Source organism: Bradyrhizobium sp. Leo78 (assembly GCF_059512425.1).
On record NZ_JCAMOT010000003.1, the window covers coordinates 186275 to 211183 of the forward strand.

The window sequence follows — 24909 nt, forward strand, 5'->3', positions numbered from 1 at the left end:
GTCAGCGCCTCCTGGTGCCGAAGACGGAGGAGAAGCGCGCGGCGCCATGCGATGGCGCCTGCGGCCGCGGGGGAGGGGGCGGTGGCGACGGCGGAGGCGGCTCGCGCGAGGCGGCGGGCGCGCGGTCATAGGTCGTCCGTTGTTGCGACGGCGTCGCGACCGGCGCGTGGGAATCGCGTGGCGTCGGCGGGATCGCGGCGCGGCTGCCGCCGCCATCCTTGCGCGAGGAGGCGCGCTTGAAGTCCTCGCGGATCGGCCATTTGGCCTTCTCGGCGGCGACCTGGACGCATTCGATCAGCGCGCAGTTCTTGGCTTCGCGGCGATGCGCCTTCATGTCGCCGTCGCGATAGGCGTTGAGGATGCGGAACTCCATCGGGTCCATACCGACGAGATGCGCGAGCTTGTCCATCTGGCACTCGATCGCGAAGTCCATCGCGGTGACGCCGAAGCCGCGCATCGCAGTCGCTGGCGTCCGATTGGTGAAGACGCAATAGACGTCGCCGTAAACGTTGGGGATCGTGTAAGGGCCCGGCAGATGCGCGGCGCATTTGACGGCGGCGTAGCTGGAGAGGCGCGTATAGGCGCCGCTGTCGAAGTAGGCGCGGATCTTGCGCGCCACGATCCGCCCGTCGCGCATCACGCCATCCTTGATGTAGATGCGCTCGGCGCCGCGCGGCGGGCCATATTGCATCTCTTCCTCGCGCCCGAACATGTAGCGCACCGGACGCCCGGTCAGCATGGCGCCGAGGATGGAGAGCGGCTCGGTGAGCGTATCGACCTTGCCGCCGAATCCGCCGCCCACGGTGCCGCCGATGAAATGGAAGGTGTTCGAGGGTACGTCGAGGATCTTGGCGCAGGTGTCGAGCGAGAAGAACAGCGCCTGGGTCGAGGTGTAGACGATGTAGCGGCCGTTGGTGTCGGGTGCGGCGATCGAGCCGTTGGTCTCGGTCGGCGCGTGCTCGATCGGCGACATCTGGTAGCGCTGCTCCAGCACATGGTCGGCCGCGGCGAGGCCGCGCTCGACGTCGCCGAAGCGCAGCTTCTGGTGATCGTAGATATCGTGATAGATGAACGCGTTCTTCGGATAGGTCTCGTTGACAACGGGCGCGCCCGGCTTCAGCGCATCCTCGACTTCGAACACGGCCGATAGCGGCTCGTAGTCGATGCGGACCTTGGCCATTGCCTCATAGGCCTCGCGCGGGCTGTCGGCGACGATGGCGACGATCGGCTCGCCCTTGTAGCGCACCTTGTCGACCGCGAGCGACGGCTCGTCATCTTTGCCGAAATTGATCAGGCTGAGCAGGGTGTTGAGATTGCGCGGCACGTCGCTGCCGCGGATGATCCGGCGCACGCCCGCCGCCCGCTCGGCCTCGCTGGTGTCGATGCGGCGCAGCCGCGCATGGGCATGGGTGCTGCGAACCACCTTCAGATGCAGCATGCCCTGCAGCTTGTGGTCGTCGAAATAGGTCGAGGTGCCCGTGACATGCCCGAGCATATCCTGCCGCTGCGTGCCCTTGCCGATTTCCTTCAGATTGTCGTCGCGTTCGTCGGCGAAGATGTCCTTGCGCAATTCCAGCATGGCTCAAGTCCTTCAAGCGCGGGCACGACCGACCGAGGCGGCGGCGAGCACGGCGTTGATGATGGGTTCGTAACCGGTGCAGCGGCAGATATTGCCCGAGATCGCTTCGACCACATCGGCGCGGCTCGGCTGCGGGTTGCGGTCGAGCAACGCCTTGGCGGCCATCAGCATGCCCGGCGTGCAATAGCCGCACTGGGCGGCAAAATTGTCGGCGAATGCGCGCTGCAGCGGATGCAGGTTCGGGCCATCCTTGATGCCATCAAGCGTTTCCACCGAGCGGCCGGCGACTGTCTCGGCCAGTGTCAGGCAGGAGAGATGCAATTCGCCGTCGATCAGGACGCTGCAGGCGCCGCAGCCGCCCTGGCCGCAGCCGAATTTCGGCGTCATGTCGCCGATCAATTCGCGCAGCGCGACCAGGAGATTGGTGCCGCCGTCGACGAAGATCGCGACGTCGCGGCCGTTGTGTCGGAATTGCAGGGCGGTCTTGGCCATCGTGATTCTCTTGGTGATCCTATTCCTGACCGGACAGCAAACGTCTAAGGTGAACGCCGACGATCTCGCGCCGGTACCAGCCGGAGGCGAGCGCATTGTCGGCGGGCGAGGTGCCTTCGACCGCAGCCGCGGCGGCGGCACTGATCGTCGCTGCATCGAGCGTGCGCCCCTCCAGCGCCCGCTCGGCGGCACGGGCGCGAATCTGTGTCGGCGCCATCGAGCCGAGCGCGATGCGTGCGCCGACTATGCGGCCGCTGCTGACAGGCAGATGCGCGGCGAGCGTGATCACGGCGCCGCCCTTCGGCTTGATGCGGGCGATCTTGCGGTAGCGGAACGCGTCCGCGCTCGCCGGCTTCTGAAAGGAGACCGCGAGCACGAGCGTGCCGGTCTGCCGCTCGCGCGTCTGCAAAAATTCCTCGATCGGCACGTCGCGGCTGCCGAGGCCGCCCTGCACGGAAATCATCGCGTCGAGCGCCAGCAGCGCGACGGCGAAGTCGCCATATGGATTCGTGGCAAACAGATTGCCGCCGACCGTGCCCATGTTGCGCACCGCCGGGCCGCCGATCGAGCGGGCGGCAGCGTGCAGGAAGGCGAGATCGCGCTCGGCGAGGATGCGGGCAAAGGTAACGCCCGCGCCGATCGCGACGCGGGAACCGGTCGCATCGATCCGCGTCAGCGCGTGGTCGCTGGCGCGCACAATGGTGGAGATCGAAATATCGCCTTCGTTCAGCGCGCGCATCACCAGCGTGCCGCCGCCGAAATAGCGCGCGCCGCGATCTGATGAGAGCGCCGCGGCTGCCTCGCCGGTTGAGGTAAAGGTCCTTACCGTGACGGTCATGGGCATTCCTCCGCGCTCATGCGGCCTCCTTCAGGTGCCGGCGAATGGCGTCGAAGCCGGCCTGGTAGATCTCTTCGGAAACCGTCTGCGTGATGCTGGCGCTGTCCTCCGGCCGCGTCGTGAACCGCGATTCCCAGTGCCAGAAGGTGCGATCGCCGTCGGTGACGGGCAGCAGGCGGACATGCGCCACATAGTTGAACATCGGGATCGGCGTATCGAGCAGGCAGTAGCTGAAGGACTGCTCGAGGTCGGACAGCGCCAGCAACTGCTCGCGCAGCTCCGAGCCGTCCTTGAGCTTGAACCGCCTGATGCAACCGATCTTGTCGGCGCCATGTGCGCGCTCGATCGTGCTGGTCGCGACTGCCGGATGCCAGCGGTCGTGGCCGTTGAAATCGCGGAGCACGCCCCACACCGCCTCGGTCGGCGCATCGATGATCGTGCTCTTGACGATATGCGGCACGCTAGCCTCCGGTCACTGTCACCTCTCCCCGCAGGGGAGAGGTCGGATCGCATCGCAAAATGCGATCCGGGTGAGGGGCGGCGGTCTCTCGTGGGACCTGAACCCCCTCACCCGGCGCTTCGCGCCGACCTCTCCCCGATGGGGAGAGGTGGAACATCGTCGCGACAGCGGGTGGACTCAATCGCATCGCGCTAGCCTCCGAAGGCGCGTTTGAGGGCATCGAAGCCGCCCTGAAAGACGCCGCCACCGATATTGCCGACGAGTTCGGCCTCGCGCTCGGGCGTGCAGTCGAACTCGGCGGTCCATTCGAGGAAGGTCTGGTCGCCATCGGTGACCGGCGTCAGCCGCAGCGTCGCGACATAGTTCTCCACCCCCATCGGCGATTCCAGGATGGAGTAGGTGCAGAACATGTCGTAGTCGGACAGGCCCAGCAGCTTCTCGCGGATGCGGTCGCCGTTGCGCAGGCGGAAATCACGCACACATCCGATCTTGTCGGCGGGCTCGCCGCCTTCGATGCGGCTCTCGGCGATCGCCGGATGCCAGTTCGGCAGGCCGTTGAAGTCGCGCACGCGGGCCCAGACGCGATCGTTGCGGGCGTTGACGACGGTGGAGACATAGACCCTGGCCATGGCGCGTGCTCACTCCTTCTTGCGCGGCGGGCGCGGCTCGCCCGTGGCGGGACTTGCGGGCGGCTTGGCTTCGCCGCTCTTGCGGGTCGTGGAATCCTTGATGCCCTGCATGTCGCGCGCCTCGCGGATCAGGCCTGGCATCTTCGCAAGGCTGCCGCCCTCGACGCCGATATCGGACAGGATGGAGTCGATCAGGGGCGCCTGCACGCGGTAGCGCAGCGCGGAGTCGATCACTTCGTCGGTGGCGCTGCGGGACGAACCATTGCCGTGGCCGTTGCCGTTGAGGCCGTCGACCTGGAGGATGCGGATGCCCTCGATCTTCTCCATCGGCTTGACGCTCTCGCGCACGATGCCCTCGATGCGGTCGAGCAATTTGCGGCGGAACAGCGAGTAGCGCGCCTGGTCGGTGAGCACGTTCTCGGCCTCGTTGAGCAGCCGCTGCGCCTCAGCCTCCACCGCGGCGCGCACCCGCTCGGCCTCGGCCGCGATCCGCGTCTCCTCGGCCTGCTTCTCGGCGAGCAGCACTTCCACCGTCTTGCGGCGCCGTGCGATCTCGCTCTCGCGCGCGGTGACGACGCGCTCGGCAGCTTCCGTCGCGCGCACCCGCGCGTCTTCTGCCGCCACCTTGGCTGCGGATTCTTCCAGCGACTTCTGGTAGAGGGCGATCGCCTTGTCCATTAAGGCGGTCTCGACGTCCTTCTCGCGGTTGACCTCGAGCCGGCGCAGATCGCGCTCGCGGCCGACCCGGGCCTCGTCGAGGCCGCGGTCGGAGGCGATGCGGGCGCGCTCGACCTCCTCGCGGGAGGCGATCTCGGCCTCCTGCAGCGACTGGACGCGCGCGACCTCGAGCTGCTCGATGGCGCGGCGGCGTTCGATCCGTGCTGCCTCCAGCGCCTGCTCGCGCGAGACATCGGTGGTCTCGACTTCCTTGCGCGCCACGATTTCCGCCTGCCTGACCTGGCGGTCGGCATCGATGCGCTCGGACCGCTTGGCGGACAGCGCGATCACCCGCTCCTCGTCGGCGATCTCGATCGTCTTCTTCTGGTCGATATTGAGCACCTCGCGGGTCCTGGAGGAGGCGATCCGCTCGGATTCCAGCGCAAGCTCCACCCCAATCCGCTGGCGCTCGATTGCGTCGCGCCGCTTGAGGTCGGCTGCCTCGATCGCTTCGCTGCGCGCAATTTCGAGGGCGCGCGTCTCTCGCTCGGCCTGAATGCGCTCGGCGGCAACGGACTTCTCCTGCGCGATGCGCGCGGCCTCGATGGCCTCGCGCGAGGCAATGTCGGCTTCTTCCACGGCGCGGTTGCGCGCAATCTCCAGCGAACGGATGCGTTCTTCCTGGGCGATACGGGAGGCCTCGGTGGTTTCGCGCGCGGCGATGCCGGCGACATCAAGCGCCTGGTTGCGTTCGATCTCCAATTGCCGCGTGTTCTGCTCGGCGGCGATCCGCTCGGCGGCAAGGGTGCGCTCGCGGGCAATGCGCGCGGCTTCCACGGCGCGCTGCGCTTCGATCTCGGCTTCCTGAATGGCGCGGACCTGCTGGATCTCCAGCGCGCGGGTACGTTCGTCGGAGGCGATGCGCTCGACATTGACGGTCATGGTCTGGGTGATGCGCGCCTTCTCGGTCGCCTCCTTCGCAGCGATCTCGGCTTCCTCGACCGTGCGCGTGCGCTCGATTTCGCGGCGCCGGGTCTCTTCCTCATTGGCGATACGGGCATCTGTGACGACGCGATCCTGCTGGATGCGGGCCTTCTCGATCGCTTCGCGCGCCGCGATCTCGGCCTCCTCCACGGTGCGCATTCGCTCGATCTCACGCTGGCGCACCTCGCGCTCGGAGGCGATCCGCGCGGTGTCGACCGAGCGCTGATTGGCGATCCGGGCTTTCTCGATCTCCTCGCGGGCCAAGAGCTCCCGTTCCTCGACCGCACGCGTCCGTTCGATTTCCTTCTGCCGGGTCTCGCGTTCGGAGGCGATGCGGGCCTCCGTGATCGCCTGCTCGTTGGCGATGCGCGCCTTCTCGATCGCTTCGCGCGCGGTGATCTGGGCCTGCTCGGCCTCGGTCTCGCGCAGCGCGCGTTCGCGCGCCACTTCGGTGCGCTGCAGGGCGCGGCGCATCTCGATGTCACGCTCCTGTTCCAGCCGCGCGGTCTCGCTCTCGCGCTCGATCTCGAGAGCCTGCCTCTCGGCCTCCAGATTGCGGGAGCGGATCTTGATCATCGAGTCCTGCTCGATGTCGTTACGCAGTTTGCGCTTGGCCTCGATGTCCTCCATCAGGCGGGTGAGACCTTCGGCATCGAAACGGTTGGAGGGATTGAAGAACTCGAGGTCGGTTTGGTCGAGATCGGTGATCGCGACGGATTCGAGCTCGAGGCCGTTCTGGGCGAGCGCCTCAGCAGCGGCAGCCTTGACGCGGGCGACATAGTCGCCGCGCTGCTCGTGCATCTGCTCCATGGTCATTTCGGAGGCGACCGAGCGGATGGCGGAGACGAACTTGCCGGAGAGGAGCGTATGGAGCTGTTCCGGCTCCATGGTGCGGCGGCCGAGCGTGGCGGCTGCGATCGACACGGCTTCGCGGGTCGGCTGCACGCGGACGTAAAAATCCGCTTCGATATCGACGCGCATGCGGTCGCGGGTGATGACGGCGTCCTGCCTGGAGCGCACGATCCCCATCGGCAGCACGTTCATGTTGACCGGCGTGTAGTCGTGGATGAAAGGCAGCACGAAGGCGCCGCCATTGATCACGACGCGTTCGCCGAGGAAGCCGGTGCGGACAAAGGACACTTCCTTCGACGAGCGGTGATAGAGCCAGTTGACGATGTAGACGATGACGACGATCGCGATGATCGCCACGATGAGCCAGAGGATCAATTCGCCGATGAGAATCCCTGACATCCTAACCTCCCTTGCTCGGCGCTAGCGGGCGCCGATCGCCTTGAACTTGCGTACCTGATCCGTGAGCGCCCGTTCGACCGGCAGGCGCTCCATCGAGGAGGCGCCATAGAAGCCGTGGCATTTGCGGGTCTTCTTCATGATGAAATCGGCATCCGCTGGGTCCGCGATCGGACCGCCATGCGCGAGCACCAGGATGTGCGGATTGACGCTGAGGGCGGCCTCGGCCCAGGCATCGATGCGGGCCGGGCAATCCTCGAGCTTGAGCGCGGTCTGCGCGCCGATCGAGCCGCCGGTGGTCAGGCCGAGATGGCAGACGATGATGTCGGCACCGGCGATCGCCATGGCGGCCGCTTCGGCCTCGCTGAAGACGTAAGGCGTCGTCAGCATGTCCTTGTCGTGGGCTTTGGCAATCATCTCGATCTCCAGCGCATAGGACATGCCGGTCTCCTCGAGATTGGCGCGGAAGATCCCGTCGATCAGGCCGACGGTCGGAAAGTTCTGCACGCCGGAGAATCCAAGCGCCTTGAGCTGGTCCAGGAACAGGTCCATGTCGCGGAACGGGTCGGTGCCGTTGACGCCGGCGAGCACCGGCGTGTTGGTCACGACTGGCAGCACTTCGCCCGCCATCTCCAGCACTATTGCGTTGGCGTCGCCGTAAGGCATTAGCCCGGCGAGCGAGCCACGGCCGGCCATGCGGTAGCGCCCGGAATTGTAGATCACGATCAGGTCGACCCCGCCGGCTTCCTCGCATTTGGCGGAAAGGCCAGTGCCGGCGCCGCCGCCGACGATCGGCTCGCCCCTGGCCGCCATGTCGCGAAACCTCTTCAACAGCGCCGCGCGTTCAAACCTGGCCATGGGTCACCTCGCCACTCTCCGCCGTCCACCGGCGCGTCCGAGCAGAGGACGGAACGCGGCTACGATCGCAGCCGCAAATTCGGGATCGTTGATGTTGCGCCTGATGCGAATGAGCTGGCGGTTGCCGGTCTGGCGCACCGTCCGCTCCAGTGCGCGGAACAGCGCCGCGTCGGCGTCAGGATCCCAGAACGGCTGGCCCGACGCATCGAGCGCGGAGACGCCGCCCTCGGGCAGGAAGAAGCGCACGGGCCCATCCATCTGGTTCAGCCGTTCGCCGATCCAGCGGCCCATGCGCTCGTTCTCTTCCACTGTCGTCCGCATCAACGTGACCTGCGGATTGTGGACGTGGAATTTGCGCTGGCGGTAGCGCTCCGGAATGGTGTCGGGCGCGCCGAAATTGACCATGTCGAGCGCGCCGACCGAACCGACATAGGGCACGCGGCTGCGGATGATCGCGCCAAAGCGATCGTCGGTCGCCGGGAAGACGCCGCCCATCATGAGATCGCAGATTTCGGTGGTGGTCAGATCAATGACGGCAGCGAGCTGTCCGGAATCGACAAGCTTCTCCATCGAGCGGCCGCCGACGCCGGTGGCGTGGAACACCAGGCACTCGAAATCGTCCTTCAACGCGGCCGCGATCTTCTGCACCGCAGGCGTGGTCACGCCGAACATGGTGATGCCGACGGCAGGAAGACTGCTGCCGGTGTCGCGCTGGCGGGCGCTGCGCTCGTCGAGACGCGCTTTGACTATGCCGACCAGCGCATTGGCGCCGTTGGAGAGCACCGCGCGCGAGATCGAGTTGAGGCCTTGGACGTCGGTGACCGAATACATCATCATGATATCGGCCGGGCCGACATAGGGGCCGACGTCGCCCGAGGCGACGGAGGAGATGATGATCTTGGGCACGCCGATGGGCAGGGCGCGCATCGCGGGCGCGACCAGCGAGGCGCCGCCGGAGCCGCCGGCCGAGATGATGCCGGCGACGTTGCCCTGCCGGCGCAGCCATTTCGCGAAAGCGTCCGCCATCGCGTTGACCGAGGCGCCGCGATCGGCGCCGAACACGCCCGATCCGCCGCGGCCATGGTTCAGCGCGATCTCCTGGGCCGAGACGTCGCAGGTCGTCTGCTTGCCGCTGGTGGAGACGTCGACCAGGCGAGTGCGCAGCCCGCTTGCCGCGATGATGTCGCGGATGAAGCGGAGCTCCGGTCCCTTGGTGTCGAGCGTGCCGACGACCAGCACGGCCGGCGGGCCCGCGGTCTGCACGGTGGCCGCAGGTTCGCGTCGCTGCCGGGTGCTCTCTTCGAGCCGTGTGACGCCGGCCGAATGCGTTCGCGCGGCGGCCTCGATGCGGGCGATCGGCACCGGCTGCGACCAGCGCGTCGGCGGCGTGGGGTTGGAGATGTAGATGCGGACCGGGCCCTTGGCACGTGCAGGCTGCGGCGCGGCGTTCGGCTCGGGCTTTGCGGGGCCGGCGTCGATATCGGCTGCAACATCGCCATGGAGCCCGACGCCGAGTAAGCGCTGCTGCAACTCGCGGTCGGCGGCCAGCCGCACGGAATCGATGATGCGGTTGATGCGGCCGTTGACCATGATGGCGACGTTCTTGGAGACCGCCGTCGCCACGCCGATGTTCTGCTCGATCACCAGCACCGACATGTCGCCGTCTTCGCCGAGGCGGACCAGCATCTCCTCGACCTGTGCGACGATCACCGGCGCCAAGCCCTCGGTTGGCTCGTCCATGATCAACAGATGCGGATTGGTCAGCAGTGCGCGCGAGATCGCGAGCATCTGCTGCTCGCCGCCGGAGAGCTGGCTGCCGCCATGATCCTTGCGCTCGGCCAGGCGGGGGAAGGTGTCGTAGATCCGCTCGATCGTCCACGGGCCGCGGCGCATCCCGCCGGCGAGCTGCAAATGCTCGTCGACGCTGAGCGAGCGCCACAGCCGCCGGCCCTGCGGCACATAGCCGACGCCGAGCCGCGCGATCCGGGCCGGGCTCATGTGCGTGACGTCCTCGCCGCGAACGCGCACCGAGCCGCCGCTGGCTCGCACCAGGCCCATGATGGTCTTGCACAGCGTGGTCTTGCCCATGCCGTTGCGGCCGACCACCGAGAACACGCCGGAATCCAGCGTGAGGTCGACGCCCTGCAGCGCATGCGAATGGCCGTAATAGACGTCGAGGCCTCTGACCTCCACGGCGGGCGCGGCGCGGCGGGCATTATTCATGGCCGCCTCCGAGATAGAGCTCCTGCACTTCGGGATCGGACTCGATCTCGCGCGGCAGGCCCTCCTTGAAGACGCGGCCGTTGTGCATCATCGTGACGCTTTCGACGACGCGCAGCGCGACATCCATGTCGTGCTCGATGATGATGTAGCCGATATGCGCAGGCAACGAGGTCAGGATCTCGATCAGCTCGAGCCGTTCCGCCGGCGACAGGCCCGCCGCCGGCTCGTCGAACAGGATGAAGCGCGGCGCGCCGGCGAGTGCGAGCGCGATTTCGAGCTGGCGCTGCTGGCCATGGGCGAGCTCGGCGACGCGCTGGTCTTTCACGGCGGTGAGGTGGACCGCCTGCACCAGCGTCTCCGTCGCATGCATCAGCGCATCGTTCGCTCCCGGACGCAGGAAGGAGAAGCGTCCGCGCGAGACGCCGCGGCAGGCGAGGTAGACATTGTCCTGCACGGTGAGGCCCGGGAACAGCGCCGATATCTGGTAGGTACGGCGCAGGCCGCGGCGGATCCGCTCATAGGGCGGAAAGCGGGTGACGTCCTCGCCGAAGAAGCGGATGGTGCCGGACGAGGGCGGGAAATCGCCAGTGATGCAGTTGAACAGCGTGGTCTTGCCGGCGCCGTTGGATCCGAGCACCGCGCGCCGCTCGCCGGGCCGCACCGTCATCGTCACGTCGGTGAGCGCGGCCAGCGCGCCGAACAATCGCGTCACGCCACGCAATTCCAGCGCGGCGCCGGCGCCGACCGCGGAGAGGCGATGGGCGACGCTATCCATGGCGGCGTCCAGCGGTGCTGCTTGAGGTTCGTGTCTGGCGGCGGCGCCAGCGCTCCCAAAGGCCGATCACGCCATCCGATGACCAGAACACGATGGCGAGGAAGCCGAGCCCGATCAGAAGGCGGAAGCGATTGCCGTCGAGTCCGAACTTGATCAGGACATCGAGCGCGAAGGTGCGCAGGATGACGAAGATGAGCGCGCCGATGAAGGGGCCGACCGGCCGGGTGATGCCGCCGACCACGGCGATGATCAGGATGTCGATGCAGCGCTCGACGCCGACTGAGCCGGGCGAGATCTGCCGATAGTTCCAGACCTGCAATACGCCGCCGAGCCCGGCAATGAAGGATGCGAACGCATAGGCCGCGACGCGGTGCGCGTTGACGTTGAAGCCGAGTGCCGACATGCGGCGGGAATTGTCGCGCACGCCCTGCAGCGCCAGCCCGAATGGGGCGCGCGCGACATATTGGACCGCGAAATAGCAGAGCGCGGCGACGCCGAGGATTAGATAGTAGAAGGGGATATCGGAGCGCCAGTCGACGCCCCAGAACTGCGGCGTGGCGACCGTGTTGATGCCGGTATGGCCGTTGAAGATGGCCCAGTTCTGGTTGGTGAAATAGTAGAACGCCGCGCCGATCGCGAGCGTGATCATGATGGTGTAGATGCCCTCGGTGCGGACCGCGAGCGCGCCGCCGAGCGTGCCGAAGATCGTCGCGAGCACGAGCGCCATCGGCGTTGCCAGCCACCACGGCCAGCCGAGGCTGATATTGGCGTTGCCGCTGACGCCGAACACCGCGACCATGTAGCCGGCGAAGCCCGCAATGGTGAGCTGCATCAGGCTGACCATGCCGCCATAGCCGGCGAGGAACATCAGGCTGAGCGCGATGATGCCGAGGATCAGCGAGGTGCCGAAGATCTCGATCAGGAAGAAGCCGTTCGCGATCAGCGGCATGATCACGAGGATCAGCGCGACCAGCCAGGCAGCGGGGTTGTTGAGTTCGGGCCAGGCGCGGAACTTCGGACGTTCCACCGCAGTCGCTGGTGCATGAAGCTGCGTCAACGACATGTCATCGCCTCGCCAGCAGGCCCTGCGGCCGCAGCGCCAGGACCAGGACCATGATCAGGAAGGTGACGACGATGGCGTAGGTCGGGATGTAGACGGAGCCGAGCTGCTCGGCGAGGCCGATGATGACAGCGCCGAGCGCTGCGCCCGGGTTCGATCCCATGCCGCCGACGATCACGACCACGAGGGAAGCGAGCAGGAAGCGCGTATCCTCGCCCGGCGAGATCGACTGGAAGGTGCCGCCGACCACGCCGGCGATGCCGGCAAGTCCGGCGCCGAGCGCAAACACCAGCACGAACACGGCCTGGATCTGGACGCCGGTCGCGGCCAATATGTCGCGATCATCGACTCCCGCCCGCACGATCATGCCGATCCGCGTGCGGTTCAGCGCCAGCCACATCGCGATGCCGATCACGACGGAAGCGGCGAAGATCGCGAGCCGCACCATCGGATATTGCAGATAGACCGGATCGCCGGAGGATTTGACCGCGGTGATGAACGGAAGCTGCACCGGGCCGATCAGCCAGCTCGGCGTCGGGATCTGGTAGAAATCGCCGCCGAACACCCACAGCATCAAATCCGCGAACACGATCGCAAGCCCGATCGTCACCATGGTTTGCCGCAGGTCCTGCCCCTCCATGCGGCGGAACACCAGGATCTGCAGGAGCACGCCGACGAGGCCGACCGCGAGGAAAGCAACCGCGAAGCTCAATATCCAGGAGCCGGTCCAGGCGCTGATGGCGTAGCCGACATAGCCGCCGAACAGGTAGAGCGAGCCATGCGCCAGGTTGACGTTGCGCATCAAGCCGAAGATCAGCGTGAAGCCACTCGCCACCAGGAAATACAGGCCGCCGAGCGTGATGCCGTTGAAGACGGCATTGAGAAAGACCCGCTTGCGGCCGATCGCCTGCTCCAGGCCCGGCGGCCAGACCGCGAAGACCAGCCACAGCAGGAGCGCGACCGCGATGATCGCGATCAGCGCCCATGCCGGATGGCGTTCGATGAACCGTGCCATCGACGTGCGTTCCCTCAAGGCTCGCGATCGTCTTTTTCGGATCGCGTTGTCCGCATCTTAGTGCGGGCCGAGCGGGCGGATTTGACCGGGAGTATCTTTTATCGGCGCCAAAGATCAGGTCGAATCCGCAGGCGACGCTGCGCTCCCTCTCCCGCTTGCGGGAGAGGGCTGGGGTGAGGGTGTCTCCGCATTGGGACTCCCGATGCGGAGAGAGCCCTCACCCGGCGCTTACGCGCCGACCTCTCCCGCAAGCGGGAGAGGTGAAGTCGGCGCTACGGGCGCAGCACCTTGGCGGCGCGGCGATAGTCGGTCGGGGCCATGCCGACATTGGCAGCGAAGAAGCGGGTGAAGCCGCTTTGCGAGGAGAAGCCGAGATCGTAGCCGATATCGGCGATCGGCGCTTCGGTGGCGACCAGCGCGTCCAGCGCCTGCTCCATCATCACCGTATTGCGATAGAGGTGCGGCGTGACGCCGGTCTGGGTGCGGAACAAGCGATAGAAGTGCGGCCGCGACAGGCCGGAGGCGCGGGCGATCGAATCCAATTCGATCTCGGCGCCGGGGCTTTCGGACAATAGTTTGACGGATTTGCGGATGCGAAAATCGGTGATCGCCGCAGTCGTGCGAATTTCCTGCCGGGCTTCGGTTTGCCGCCAGCTTTCCTCGTAGCTGAGATCGATCAGGCGCCGCAATTCGCCATCGAGGCTCTTGAGCGAGGGGGCACCGCACACAAGCGCCGCGGTGTGGCGGATCAGCCGGTCGAGCGTGTCGCTGCGTTTGAAATGAGTGCGGCCGAAGCGCAGGCCCTGCGTGCACGGCGTGTCGGGCGCAAACCATTCCGCGTTGACATAAAGCACGAAGAAGATCGCGCCCCTGTCCATGTCCGCCGGCAGGAAGTTGTGCGGCTCCCACGGGTTGACTGCGACGACGGAATCCTCGGTGAGGAGCCGCCGCTGATCGCAGACGTCGATCTGCGCCGGTGTGCCGCCGACATGGAAGATCAGATGTCCTTCGCGGTGCGCATGCACGTTGAAGGGACGGTTCAACTGATAGACCGTCGCGCGACCGAACCGGCCGTGGAAGACGGCAAGCGCTTTGCTCATGCCCTCCCTCCCGCGGGATGTTCTTGTCTTTTGCAACCAGCGTTCAACATCCGGGAAGAGAACGCAAGCGCAACGACGCCTCGCTCCCGTCGCCGACGGTCAGTTCGCACCTGCAAAAATTAGGTCAGTACTTCTTGCATTCCGGAATAGTGCGGCTCGGCAGGCCGATCTTGGCGAACACCGCCGGATCGTAACCGAGCGTCTGGTTCACGTTCGGGATCACCTTCACGACCTTGCTGAACAGGGCGCCCTTGCCGTCATCCACCACCTCGGTCACGAAATTGGTGCCGATTGCCTGCCGGTTGGAATCGAGCTTGATCTTGCCGTTGGGCGCGTCGAGCTCGATCTTGGCCAGCGCGTCCTTGAGCTTTGCCTGGTTATTGCTGAGGTCGCCATTGACCTCACGCAGCGCCAGGATCAGCGCCATGGTCGAGCCGTAATAATTGGTGGCAAGCAGCGAGGGGCTCGGGAAGCGTTTGTTCGGCGGGAAGGAGTCCTGATAGGCCTTCACGAATTTCTGCCAGCCGGGATCCTCCCAGGTGTCGGCCTGGCCGCTCGCGGCGATGGTGCCGATCAACGCGTTCTTGGCGTTGCCCTTGGAGGACAGGATGGTCTGGTCGATCATGATCGAGCCGCCCATCAGATGCGCCTTGCCGCCGGCCTGCTGATACTGGTTGAGGAAGTTGACGGCATCGGCACCGCCGAGGCCGAGATAGATCGCATCGACATCGTCGGGCAGAGCGGCGATCACGGAGGCGAAGTCCTTGGTGCCGAGCGGCACCCATTGCCGGTTCGTGACCTGTCCCCCGGCGCCGCAGAATTCAAGCACGAGACCGAACACCTGAGTGTAGATGAAGGAGTAATCCTCACCGACGGTCGCGATCTTGCGATAGCCCTTGGTGTCATAGGCGTATTTGCCGAGACCGACCTGCCACTGCGCGCCGTCCATGTTGTAGCGGAAGAAGTTCGGGGCCGGGTCGACATAGGTCGTCTCCTGCGCACCGGACGCGGCGTTGACGAAGGTCAGCTCGGGGCGGGACTTGGCAAAATTCTTCACCGCGATGCCTTCGTCGCCGGAGAGCGGCGAGAGCAGGATCTGCACCTTGTCCTGCTCGATCAGCTTGCGCACCGCGCGCACCGCGGAATCGGGTGTCGCATCCGTCGAGGCGATGACGAATTCGAGCTCCTTGTCGCCGACCTTCTTGCCGAGCGTATTGAGCGCGGTCTGGAAACCGCGGATGCCGTCCTCGCCAAGCACGGTGTAGGTGCCTTCGAGCGTTGCGGTGACGCCGACCTTGATCTTCTCCTGCGCGACTGCGGCGCCCGAAAGCAACAGGCTGCCTAGCGCGATCAGTCCCACACTGCCTTTCAACATCGCTCTCCTCCTCCCATTTTGCAGCGTCTTGCATGCGGCCCGCGTGTTTGCGACGGCCGCGACGTCTGGTTGTTGGGCGAAAGCTAACCGATGGCGGATGCAGCGCGGACGTCTCCGCGCCGCGCGGCTTGACGGGCAGTCTCATTTTGCATGCTGCGCCGCAGCGGGATCTGGTGGAGGATTGTCGTGCGGGCGGTTCAGTCGAGGCGGATAGGTGGGGCCGACGCAGGCACGGCACGGTGGACGCAAAGAGGGCGGCGTTTCGAGTTGAAACGCCGCCCTGATTTCTTGGTTGTCGCTTGCGACAGCCTTTGGCGCCTCAAGCGGCCGCTCTGAGGTCGTAGCGATCGAGGTTCATCACCTTGGTCCAAGCCGCCACGAAGTCCTTCACGAACTTCTCCTTCGAGTCGGTGCAGGCATAGACTTCGCCGATCGCGCGGAGCTGCGAGTGCGAACCGAAGATCAGGTCGACGCGGGTCCCGGTCCACTTCAGCTCGTTGCTCTTGCGGTCGCGGCCCTCGTATACGCCATTCCCGACGTCACTCCACTGCGTGCGCATGTCGAGCAGGTTGAGGAAGAAGTCGTTGGTCAGCGTGCCGGGCTTGGTGGTGAGGACACCATGCTTCGACTGGCCGACATTGGCGCCGAGGACGCGCAGTCCGCCGAGCAGGACCGTCATCTCCGGCGCGGTGAGCCGCAGCAGTTGCGCGCGGTCCACCAGGGCTTCCTCGGGCTGCATGAACTGATGCTTTTTGCCGATGTAGTTGCGGAAGCCATCGGCCCGCGGCTCGAGCGGGGCGAAGGAGGCGACATCGGTCTGCTCCTGCGAGGCGTCCATGCGTCCGGGCGCGAAGGGGACCTTCACGTCGGTGCCGCCGTCCTTGGCGGCCTTCTCCACCGCGGCGCTGCCGGCGAGCACGATCAGGTCGGCGCGCGAGACCTTCTTGCCGCCCTTCTGCGATCCGTTGAACTCGCTCTGGATGGCTTCGAGCTTCTGCAGCACGCTCTTGAGCTGCGCCGGCTCGTTCGCCTCCCAGTCCTTCTGCGGGCTCAAGCGGATGCGCGCGCCGTTGGCGCCGCCGCGCTTGTCCGAGCCGCGGAAAGTGGACGCCGAGGCCCATGCGGTCGAGACCAGCTGCTGCACCGACAGGCCGGAGGCGAGGATCTTCGCCTTCAGCGCTTCGACATCCTTGTCGTCGATCAGCGGATGATCCACGGCCGGGATCGGGTCCTGCCAGATCAACGTTTCCTTCGGCACCAGCGGGCCGAGATAGCGCACGATCGGACCCATGTCGCGGTGGGTGAGCTTGAACCAGGCGCGGGCGAAGGCGTCCGCGAACTGGTCGGGGTTCTCATAGAAGCGGCGTGAGATCTTCTCGTAGGCCGGATCCATGCGCAGCGACAGGTCGGTGGTCAGCATAGTCGGCAGACGCTTCTTCGACTTGTCGAAGGGATCTGGAATGATAGCTTCGGCTCCCTTTGCCTGCCACTGCCAGGCACCGGCCGGGCTTTTCACCAACTCCCATTCGTACTTGAACAGGTTCTCGAAGAAGTAGTTGCTCCACTGCACCGGGGTCTGGGACCAGATCACCTCGGGGCCGCCGGTGATCGCATCAGCGCCGATACCGGTGCCGAATTTGCTCTTCCAGCCGAGGCCTTGATCCTCCAGCGCACCAGCTTCCGGCTCCGAACCGACGAGCGACGGATCGCCGGCGCCGTGGGTCTTTCCGAAGGTGTGGCCACCGGCGATCAGCGCAACGGTTTCCTCGTCGTTCATCGCCATCCGGAAGAAGGTCTCGCGGATGTCGTGCGCCGCGGCGACCGGGTCCGGCTTGCCGTTCGGGCCTTCCGGATTGACGTAGATGAGGCCCATCTGCACCGCGCCGAGCGGCTCGGCCAGCTGGCGCTCGCCGCTGTAGCGTTCGTCGCCGAGCCAGGTACCTTCCGGACCCCAGTACAGTTCTTCCGGCTCCCAGACGTCGACGCGGCCACCCGCGAAGCCAAACGTCTTGAAGCCCATCGATTCCAGCGCGACGTTGCCGGCAAGAACCATCAGGTCGGCCCAGGAGATCTTGCGGCCGTATTTCTGCTTGATCGGCCAGAGCAGGCGGCGGGCCTTGTCGAGGTTGGCGTTATCCGGCCAGCTGTTGAGCGGGGCGAAACGCTGCTGACCGGCGCCGGCGCCGCCGCGGCCGTCTGTAATGCGGTAAGTGCCCGCGCTGTGCCAGGCCATGCGGATCATCAGGCCGCCGTAGTGGCCGAAGTCGGCGGGCCACCACTCCTGGGAGTCCGTCATCAGGGCGGTCAGGTCCTTAATGACCGCGTTCAGGTCGAGCGTCTTGAATTCCTTGGCATAGTCGAACTCCGCGTCCATCGGATCGGACAGGTCGGAATTCCGGTGCAGGACCTGGACGTCCAAGTGGCCTGGCCACCAGTCACGGTTGGTAAATCTGTGTTTTCCGCCCGCGACCGGGCATTTTGTCTTGTCATCCATCATCGCCTCCTTCGGCAGTTTCTGGTCGGGTCTGGTTGGCAGTTTCTGGTCGGTCTTGAACGACTCTAAACGACCGTTATCATCAGGTGAAATTGACTTTCGTGATTGTACCGATAAGATATCCTGATGATCCAGTTTACCCTGCGACAGCTTCGTTATTTTGACGCGCTGGCGCGTCACGGCCATTTCGGGCGTGCGGCGGAGGCATGCGCCATCACGCAGCCGGCGCTCTCGATGCAGATCAAGGAATTGGAAGAGGCGCTCGGCGGCGTGCTGCTCGAGCGCAGCGCCCGGCAGGTCGTGCTGACGAAGTTCGGCGAAGAACTCGCCCAGCGCGTCCGCGAAATCCTGCGTTCGGTCGATGAACTCGGGGACTTCGCGCGGGCGTCGCGGGACCAGCTCGTCGGGCGTTTGCGCATCGGCATGATTCCTACGATTGCTCCCTATCTGCTGCCCAAGGTGATCGGCAATCTCACGCAGATGCATCCTGAACTCGACATTCACGTCCGCGAAACGGTGACGCCGAAGCTGATCAAGGAGCTGGCGGAAGGCCGGCTCGACACGGCCATTGTCGCCCTGCCGGTGTCGGAACCTTCGTTGACCGAGGTCGCGCTGTTCACGGAAAATTTCCTGCTGGTGCGGCCGGACGAGGATGAGGGAACGCCGGTGCCGAGCAGCGAAGCGCTGCGCGAAATGAAGCTTCTCCTGCTGGAAGAAGGACATTGCTTTCGCGAACAGGCGCTGTCGTTCTGCAACATGAAATCATCGCCGCCACGCGAGGTGCTGGAAGCAAGCTCGCTGTCCACGCTCGTTCAAATGGTCGGCGCCGGCATCGGCGTCACCTTGATTCCGGAAATGGCCGTGGGGGTGGAGACGCGCTCGGCATCGGTATCGGTCGCCCGCTTCAAGGACCCGCAGCCGTCGCGAACCATCGGCATGGTCTGGCGCAAGACCAGTCCTTTGTCCAGGCAGCTCATGCAGATTTCCGAAGTGGTTTGTCTGTCAGCCGATGCGTTGCGCGAGCAGCGCATTCCAAAGTCTTCAGCGCGATCACGATCGCCGATCGCGCGCTAGCCGCTGTCGCGCAGCACGAGTTCGAAGCCGAGATCGATCCGGCGCTCGCCGCCGCGCTCGAGCGTCAGTGTCGCGGCGGTGCGGCCGATCGCATCGCCATGGACGCTGATGGTGCTCAGACTCGGCGAGATCAGCCGTCCCATCTCGAGATCGCCGAGGCCGACGACCGCGACCGGCTGCGCCGCGGCCGGGCCGTCGCGCAGCAGCCCGGCCTTGCGCAGGCCGGCCATGAAGCCGATGGCATGAGCGTCATTGGCTGCGAACACGGCATCGACACCAGGCAAGTTCGCATGCGCGGCGACACTGCCGGACGCGTTGCGTTCGAGGATCAGCCGGCGCGGCGGTTGTAACCCGTGCGCCAGTGCGTGGTCCTCGAAGCCGAGCCATCGCCGCGTGCCGCGCGGGTCGTCGCCGCCGATGAAGGCAAGATGCTGACGGCCCTGCGCGATGAAGTGCCGCGCGACCGCGACGCCGGCCTCGTAATTGTCGAAACCGGCAACGGCATCGATCGGATCGATCGGCAGCTCCCAGGTTTCGACGATCGGAATCCGCGCGTGACGCAGCAGGCGCTTGCCGTCCTCGGTCGCGGGCGAGCCGACCATGATGATCGCTTCCGGCCGCCGCGACAGCAGCGCCGCGAGCATGCGGTCCTCGCGCGCGGCGTCGTAGCGCGACTGCGCGAGGATCACGGAATAGCCGAGCGGTTCGAGCTTGTCGGAGAGGCCCTGCACGGTGTCGGCAAAGATCGAGTTGGCGATCGTCGGCACCAGGACGCCGACCGAATTGGTCTTCGCACTCGCGAGCGCTCCGGCGACCAGGTTGGGCACGTAGCCGAGTTCCCGCATCGCCTTCTCGACCCGGGCGCGGGTTTCCGGCGCGACCAGATCCGGCAATCGGACCACCCGGCTCACGGTGATCGATGAGACGCCGGCGCGTTTCGCCACCGCCGACAGCGTCGGGGCCGCCTCGTCGGAAATGATTTCGGTCTCGGTCAGGTTGGAACCCATGGTGGCGGTGAATCTGCACGATTCCGGATTGCGCATCTATAGTGACAGCGCTAGCATTGCATATGATAGCGCTAACATTCGACCATGGTAGCGCTAGCATAACAAAAGGAGGAACCGCCGTATGATTTCAGACGAAGTGGTCCAGACCTACCGGCGCGATGGGGTGATCGTCGTCCCCGAGGTGCTCGATAAGGATACTCTGGCGCGGGTCCGCACCGTGCTGGCTGAACTGGTCGCCGGTGCCGCTGATGTCACCGAGCACACCGACGTCTATGACCTCGAACCCGGCCACACCCAAGAGAACCCGAGGGTCCGCCGCATCAAGGCGCCGCACAAGGTGCACCCGATCTTCGATCAGATCGTGCGCAGCGAGCCGGTCATCTCCATCCTTACCAAGCTGATCGGCCCTGGCCTGCGCCTGCATGGCTCCAAGCTCAACATGAAATCCGCGCAGTACGGCTCGCCGGTCGAGTGGCATCAGGACTGGGCGTTCTATCCCCACACCAATGACGACATCCTTGCGATCGGCGTGCTGCTCGACGACTGCGATCTGGAGAACGGTCCCATGCTGGTGACGCCCGGGTCGCATGTCGGCGACACCATGTGGGATCATCATGGTGAGGACGGTTGCTTCGCCGGCCTGATCGACCCTGACTCGATTCAGGACGAGATCAAGCGTGCGGTGCCCTGCATCGGCAAGGCCGGCAGCATGTCATTCCATCACGTGCGCGCGCTGCACGGCTCGGCGACGAACACCTCAAACCGCCCGCGCAACCTTCTGCTCTATGAGGTCGCGGCAAGCGATGCCTGGCCGCTGGCCGGCGTGAAGGACTTTGCCGAGTTCGATAGCCGTCTGCTCGCCGGCGGCTCGGTTGTCGCGCCGCGCATGACCAGCGTTCCCGTGCGCATGCCGCTGCCGCCGCCGAAGCGCCAAGGCTCGATCTACGAAACGCAGTCCGCGTCGAAAAAGAGCTACTTCACGCGCGCTGCCTGAAAGACATCTGACGAAGCCCGCGGGGAGCAACACCCGCGGGCTTCCCGCTTGCGACGATCAATAAACAAACAACAGGGATGGAAACCAATGACCGAGCTCAAGGCCGGCGGCGCCGGCCAATCGCGTTTACGTGTGATCCTTGCTGCGAGCGTCGGCTCCGCGCTCGAATGGTATGACTTCTTCCTCTATGGCACGGCGGCTGCGCTGGTGTTCGGCGAGCTATTCTTTCCCAAGAGCGATCCCGTCGTCGGAACGCTGCTGGCGTTCCTGACCTTCGGTGTCGGCTTCGTGGTGCGCCCGTTGGGCGGCATCATTTTCGGCATCATGGGTGATCGCTATGGCCGCAAGCCGGTGCTGGTCGCGACGCTGCTGATGATCGGCGTCGGCACTACCGCGATCGGGCTGCTGCCGACCTACAATCAGATCGGGATCTGGGCGCCATTGCTGCTGGTCGCAATGCGCGTGGTGCAGGGCCTCGGCGCCGGCGCTGAATATGGCGGGGCGGTGATCTATCTGGTGGAGAATGCGCCGGCGAGGCATCGCGGCTTCTGGGGCGGCTTCGCGCCGCTTGGCGTATCCGTCGGCAATCTGCTTGCCGCCGGCGCCTTTGCGCTGGTGACCATGCTGCCGCGCGAGGCGATGCTGAGCTGGGGCTGGCGCCTGCCGTTCCTGGCGAGCTTCCTGTTGATCCTGGTCGGCATTTTCGTGCGCCTGCGCGTGACGGAAACGCCTGTCTATACCGAGGCCGTCGTCGCGCGAGGCAAGGTCGAGCGCAATCCGGCCATGGAGGCGCTGCGCCAGCATCCGCGCAACTTCCTGGTCGTGCTCGGCGCGCGGATGGCCGAGAACGGGCTCGGCTATTTCTTCCCGGTGTTCGGCCTCAGCTATGTCATCACCACCGTGGGCGTCCCGAAATCGGAGGCGCTGAGCGCGCTGATGCTCGCGTTCACCGTCGAATTGTTTGCGATCCTCGGCTTTGCGGCGCTGTCCGATCGCATCGGACGGCGGCCGGTCTACATGTTTGGCGCGCTCGCCGGCGTGGCGCTGGCTTTCCCGTTCTTCTGGATGGTCGGGACCAAAGAATGGATCTGGATCGCGGTGGCCTTCATCCTGGCGAGGGCCGTGGTGACGGCCGCGATGTTCGGACCGCAAGCCGCTTACTTCGCCGAGCTGTTCCCGCCGCAGCGGCGCTTTGCCGGATTCGCGTTTGCGCGCGAGCTCGGCTCGCTGCTTGCGGGCGGTCCGGCGCCGTTCGTCGCAACGGCGCTGGTCGCGGCCTATGGCAGTTGGTGGCCGGTCGCCTGCTACGCGATGTTCCTGTCGCTGTGTACGGTGATCGCGGTGTGGATCGGGCCCGAGACCTATCGGGAGGATATCGCCGCCGACGAGCCGGTGGCGCAGCACGACTTGCCCGTGGCGATGCCGCAGCGGGCCTGAGGGCAGCGCAGCCACTCCGCGTCCAGTCGCCGCTCTGCTTCATGGAGCGGCGACTGACCGACGCGCTGCGGGCAACGCCGTTGCTATGATGGCAATGGCTTGCCGGCCTGTTCATTGACGATGTACTCGGCGTACCAGTCAGGCCAGTTCTCATCGCGCTGGCCGCCATTCCGCTTCTCGTGCTCGCCATGTGCGGCCGCCGCACGCCGGAGCGCGCTCGCGAGATCGGTACGCGAGGCGAATGTCGTGCCGTCCGTGTCCACCCGTCCCGGCAAACGCGCGGTGATTTCCTGGACCAGCCAGCCGTTGCCATCAGGATCGCTGAAGGAGACAAACGACTGGTAGCTCCCACGCTCGGGATCGGGGCCGCTGACCCGCAGCCGGCCAAATAGATAGGGTTCGTCAGTGCCAGTGTGCACGTCGCCGCCGCCGTGGAAGGCCTCGCTGACCTTGACGCCGCGACTGAGCAGATCGTTGCGGGCGGCTTCGATGTCGGAGACGACCAGATAGAGGCCTTGCGCGGAGCCGGGCGCCGCCGCGGTGACGTTCTTGCCGAAGATGACTGAACAGGGCGAGCCAGGCGGCGTGAACTGGATCACGCGCCAGTCACCGGCGGCGAAGTCGGCATCGAGCCTCCAGCCAAGGTTCGCGTAGAACTGCTTCGCGCGGTCGACATCCGAAACGGGAATGACGAGGATCTCCAGCTTCATGTCGACCCGTACTCTCACGCCTTCGGTTGCACCGGTCATGGATATCTCCCTGATGTTGGTCGTCGGTTGGCGTGCCTGTTCATCTCACATCGATTGCCGCAGCGGCCTGAACGCGGCTCGGATCTCCGCGCTGAAGAGCTCCGGCTGCTCCCAGGCCGCGAAGTGGCCGCCCTTCTCGACCTCGTGGAAATGGATGAGGTTGCGATAGGCGCGTCGGGCCCAGGTCTCCGGGGCTTGATAGCTTTCCCCCGGAAATACCGTGATGGCAACCGGCGGCGAGATCTCGGAAGTCTTTTCTCCGGCCGCCAGCACAGGGCTGCGCCCACCGCCGTATTCCCAATAGATCCGCGCCGCCGACGTTGCGCTGTTCGTCAGCCAGTAAAGCGTGATGTCGTCGAGCACCTCGTCAGGCGACTTTTCTGGATCGCTGTTGTCGTAGGTCCAATTCGTGAAGCCGGGATGGCCGAGCATCCATGCTGCGAGACCTGTCGGAGAGTCCGCCAAGGCGTAGCCGATGGTCTGGGGCCGCGCGCCCATGATCACCGCGTACGACCTGTTGCCTTTTTTGGCTGCCGCGCTGAGCGCGTCGAACGCCGCGCGTTCCTTCTCGGACAGTCCCTCCGGCGCCGGCCCACCGGCGGCGATCACAGCGGCAATCTCCGATGGCACGACCGCCGGCAGGTTGATGTGGATGCCGAGCAGGCCTGCCGGCGCCAGGCGCGCCATCGCGCTCGACACGGGCGAGCCCCAGTCGCCGCCCTGCGCGACGTATTTCGTGTAGCCAAGGCGCTGCATCAGCTCCGCCCAGCTTCGCGCGATGCGGTCGGGACCCCACCCGGTGTCGGTCGGCTTGCCGGAGAAGCCAAAGCCCGGCATCGAAGGGATGACCACGTCGAAGGCGTCCTGCGCGCGTCCGCCGTGGGCAGTCGGATCCGTGAGCGGACCGATGACCTTGAGGTTCTCGAACACCGAGCCCGGCCAGCCATGGGTGATGATGACCGGTAGCGCATTGGGATGCTTGGAGCGGACGTGAATAAAATAAATATCGAGGCCGTCGATCTCGGTCATGAACTGGGGCAGAGAGTTCAGCTTCGCTTCCGCCTTTCGCCAGTCGTAGCCTTTGCCCCAATATTCGACGAGCGGCTTGAGCTTGCCGAGTTGGATGCCCTGCGACTGGTCGTCGACCGTCTCGCGGTCGGGCCAGCGCGTCGCAACGATGCGCCGGCGAAGCTCGACGAGGTCTTGCTCGGGGATGTTGATGCGGAAGGGCCGGATCGCATCGTTTGTGTCGGCCGGCGCCGGATAGGCAGGAAACAAGTTGGCCGCGCCTGCGACAGCGATTCCCATCGCGGTGGCAGTCAGCAACTTGCGCCTGTCCTGGTTGACGATCTCGGGATTTGTTTGCTCCGCCGCGACTCCGACGGGTGTCTCGATGCGAGCGGTCATTGAACTGTCTCCTTTGAATCAGAAGTCGTCGACAAAGCAGCGATCAGTTCGGCAGTCGTCACCGTTTCGAGGAAATAGTCGGGGACTTTCGGTTCCTTCTCTCACGCGATTTCACGATCATTTTATGCCCGCATCGGGACAGATGGGATGCGGATCCGGACAGGATTTACGATCTATTTGAAATGATAGTTGTCATCCAACGGGGAACTGCCCCAGTCTGGCTTGGAGCCGCATATGGGTGAAGTCGTTCGATTTGTTCCAAAGTCTGAGCTCGAGCGGGCCCGGCTTATCCGGGAAGCGCGTGCGATCTACGACGCCATATTCCCGGCGGCGGATGAAGCCAGCTCACAGCAGGACGACGAAACGCCGCAACGCCGGTGATTTTACCGTAAGACGGCTGCCTTGGCGCGCATTGAGCGCTCCGGCCTCGATCGAAATATATCATTGGCGCCAG

21 protein-coding genes are annotated in these 24909 nt (G+C 65.5%); 4 read left to right on the forward strand and 17 right to left on the reverse strand.

Going from position 1 to position 24909, the window contains the following annotated elements; translation table 11 throughout:
* Nucleotide 1: 1 nt before the first annotated feature.
* The 14 genes from AC5ZG1_RS05555 to katG form a co-directional block, all read right to left on the reverse strand.
* Entirely contained in the window at nucleotides 2–1579 is a 1578-nt protein-coding gene (locus tag AC5ZG1_RS05555; protein WP_496132206.1) for a xanthine dehydrogenase family protein molybdopterin-binding subunit, read from the reverse strand.
* A gap of 12 nt (nucleotides 1580–1591) precedes the next feature.
* Nucleotides 1592–2071, reverse strand: coding sequence for a (2Fe-2S)-binding protein (locus tag AC5ZG1_RS05560; RefSeq protein WP_456642709.1), 480 nt, complete (start codon nucleotides 2069–2071; stop codon nucleotides 1592–1594).
* 19 nt (nucleotides 2072–2090) lie between these two features.
* Entirely contained in the window at nucleotides 2091–2909 is an 819-nt protein-coding gene (locus tag AC5ZG1_RS05565; protein WP_496132207.1) for an FAD binding domain-containing protein, read from the reverse strand.
* Between the two features lie 16 nt (nucleotides 2910–2925).
* A complete protein-coding gene (locus tag AC5ZG1_RS05570; protein WP_130223919.1) occupies nucleotides 2926–3369 on the reverse strand; it encodes an SRPBCC family protein in 444 nt (147 codons plus the stop codon).
* Nucleotides 3370–3560: 191 nt separating this feature from the next.
* Nucleotides 3561–3998, reverse strand: a complete 438-nt coding sequence (locus tag AC5ZG1_RS05575; RefSeq protein WP_130223921.1) for an SRPBCC family protein — start codon at nucleotides 3996–3998, stop codon at nucleotides 3561–3563.
* 9 nt (nucleotides 3999–4007) lie between these two features.
* Complete coding sequence (locus tag AC5ZG1_RS05580) at nucleotides 4008–6890, reverse strand: flotillin family protein (protein WP_496132208.1); 2883 nt, start codon at nucleotides 6888–6890, stop codon at nucleotides 4008–4010.
* A 21-nt stretch (nucleotides 6891–6911) separates the two neighbouring features.
* Complete coding sequence (locus tag AC5ZG1_RS05585; protein ID WP_496132209.1) at nucleotides 6912–7745, reverse strand: phosphoenolpyruvate hydrolase family protein; 834 nt, start codon at nucleotides 7743–7745, stop codon at nucleotides 6912–6914.
* A 3-nt stretch (nucleotides 7746–7748) separates the two neighbouring features.
* Nucleotides 7749–9968 (reverse strand): ABC transporter permease, encoded by a 2220-nt coding sequence (locus tag AC5ZG1_RS05590; protein ID WP_496132210.1) that lies wholly within the window; start codon nucleotides 9966–9968, stop codon nucleotides 7749–7751.
* Nucleotides 9961–10743 (reverse strand): ABC transporter ATP-binding protein, encoded by a 783-nt coding sequence (locus AC5ZG1_RS05595; protein WP_208826079.1) that lies wholly within the window; start codon nucleotides 10741–10743, stop codon nucleotides 9961–9963. Before AC5ZG1_RS05595 ends, AC5ZG1_RS05590 begins: the two co-directional genes overlap by 8 nt.
* On the reverse strand, nucleotides 10736–11806 hold the full coding sequence (locus AC5ZG1_RS05600; protein ID WP_496132211.1) for a branched-chain amino acid ABC transporter permease: 1071 nt from the start codon (nucleotides 11804–11806) through the stop codon (nucleotides 10736–10738). Before AC5ZG1_RS05600 ends, AC5ZG1_RS05595 begins: the two co-directional genes overlap by 8 nt.
* A 1-nt stretch (nucleotide 11807) precedes the next feature.
* Nucleotides 11808–12818: a branched-chain amino acid ABC transporter permease gene (locus AC5ZG1_RS05605; protein WP_496132212.1), complete on the reverse strand. Its 1011-nt coding sequence runs from the start codon at nucleotides 12816–12818 to the stop codon at nucleotides 11808–11810.
* A gap of 272 nt (nucleotides 12819–13090) precedes the next feature.
* A complete protein-coding gene (locus AC5ZG1_RS05610; protein ID WP_028162202.1) occupies nucleotides 13091–13918 on the reverse strand; it encodes a helix-turn-helix transcriptional regulator in 828 nt (275 codons plus the stop codon).
* Between the two features lie 124 nt (nucleotides 13919–14042).
* Entirely contained in the window at nucleotides 14043–15293 is a 1251-nt protein-coding gene (locus tag AC5ZG1_RS05615) for an ABC transporter substrate-binding protein (RefSeq protein ID WP_456642701.1), read from the reverse strand.
* A 319-nt stretch (nucleotides 15294–15612) separates the two neighbouring features.
* Entirely contained in the window at nucleotides 15613–17787 is a 2175-nt protein-coding gene (gene katG, locus AC5ZG1_RS05620; RefSeq protein WP_496132213.1) for a catalase/peroxidase HPI, read from the reverse strand.
* A gap of 126 nt (nucleotides 17788–17913) precedes the next feature.
* On the opposite strand from katG, the gene AC5ZG1_RS05625 reads away from it, so the two are divergent.
* Nucleotides 17914–18861, forward strand: a complete 948-nt coding sequence (locus AC5ZG1_RS05625; protein WP_456642699.1) for a hydrogen peroxide-inducible genes activator — start codon at nucleotides 17914–17916, stop codon at nucleotides 18859–18861.
* Here AC5ZG1_RS05625 and AC5ZG1_RS05630 read toward each other — a convergent pair.
* The gene (locus AC5ZG1_RS05630) at nucleotides 18858–19868 is read right to left on the reverse strand and encodes a LacI family DNA-binding transcriptional regulator (RefSeq protein ID WP_456642698.1); all 1011 of its coding nucleotides are present in this window, start codon (nucleotides 19866–19868) and stop codon (nucleotides 18858–18860) included. The two genes, AC5ZG1_RS05625 and AC5ZG1_RS05630, sit on opposite strands and share 4 nt — an antisense overlap.
* A gap of 121 nt (nucleotides 19869–19989) precedes the next feature.
* Here AC5ZG1_RS05630 and AC5ZG1_RS05635 point away from each other — a divergent pair, with 121 nt between their 5' ends.
* Nucleotides 19990–20862 (forward strand): phytanoyl-CoA dioxygenase family protein, encoded by an 873-nt coding sequence (locus AC5ZG1_RS05635; protein WP_496132214.1) that lies wholly within the window; start codon nucleotides 19990–19992, stop codon nucleotides 20860–20862.
* An 87-nt stretch (nucleotides 20863–20949) separates the two neighbouring features.
* Nucleotides 20950–22299, forward strand: coding sequence for an MFS transporter (locus AC5ZG1_RS05640; RefSeq protein ID WP_496132215.1), 1350 nt, complete (start codon nucleotides 20950–20952; stop codon nucleotides 22297–22299).
* Between the two features lie 83 nt (nucleotides 22300–22382).
* On the opposite strand, the gene AC5ZG1_RS05645 is transcribed toward AC5ZG1_RS05640, so the two are convergent.
* Nucleotides 22383–23048: a VOC family protein gene (locus tag AC5ZG1_RS05645; protein ID WP_496132216.1), complete on the reverse strand. Its 666-nt coding sequence runs from the start codon at nucleotides 23046–23048 to the stop codon at nucleotides 22383–22385.
* Between the two features lie 45 nt (nucleotides 23049–23093).
* The gene (locus AC5ZG1_RS05650) at nucleotides 23094–24455 is read right to left on the reverse strand and encodes an epoxide hydrolase family protein (protein WP_496132217.1); all 1362 of its coding nucleotides are present in this window, start codon (nucleotides 24453–24455) and stop codon (nucleotides 23094–23096) included.
* Nucleotides 24456–24689: 234 nt separating this feature from the next.
* On the opposite strand from AC5ZG1_RS05650, the gene AC5ZG1_RS05655 reads away from it, so the two are divergent.
* Nucleotides 24690–24836 (forward strand): hypothetical protein, encoded by a 147-nt coding sequence (locus tag AC5ZG1_RS05655; RefSeq protein ID WP_165435076.1) that lies wholly within the window; start codon nucleotides 24690–24692, stop codon nucleotides 24834–24836.
* Nucleotides 24837–24909: the final 73 nt, after the last annotated feature.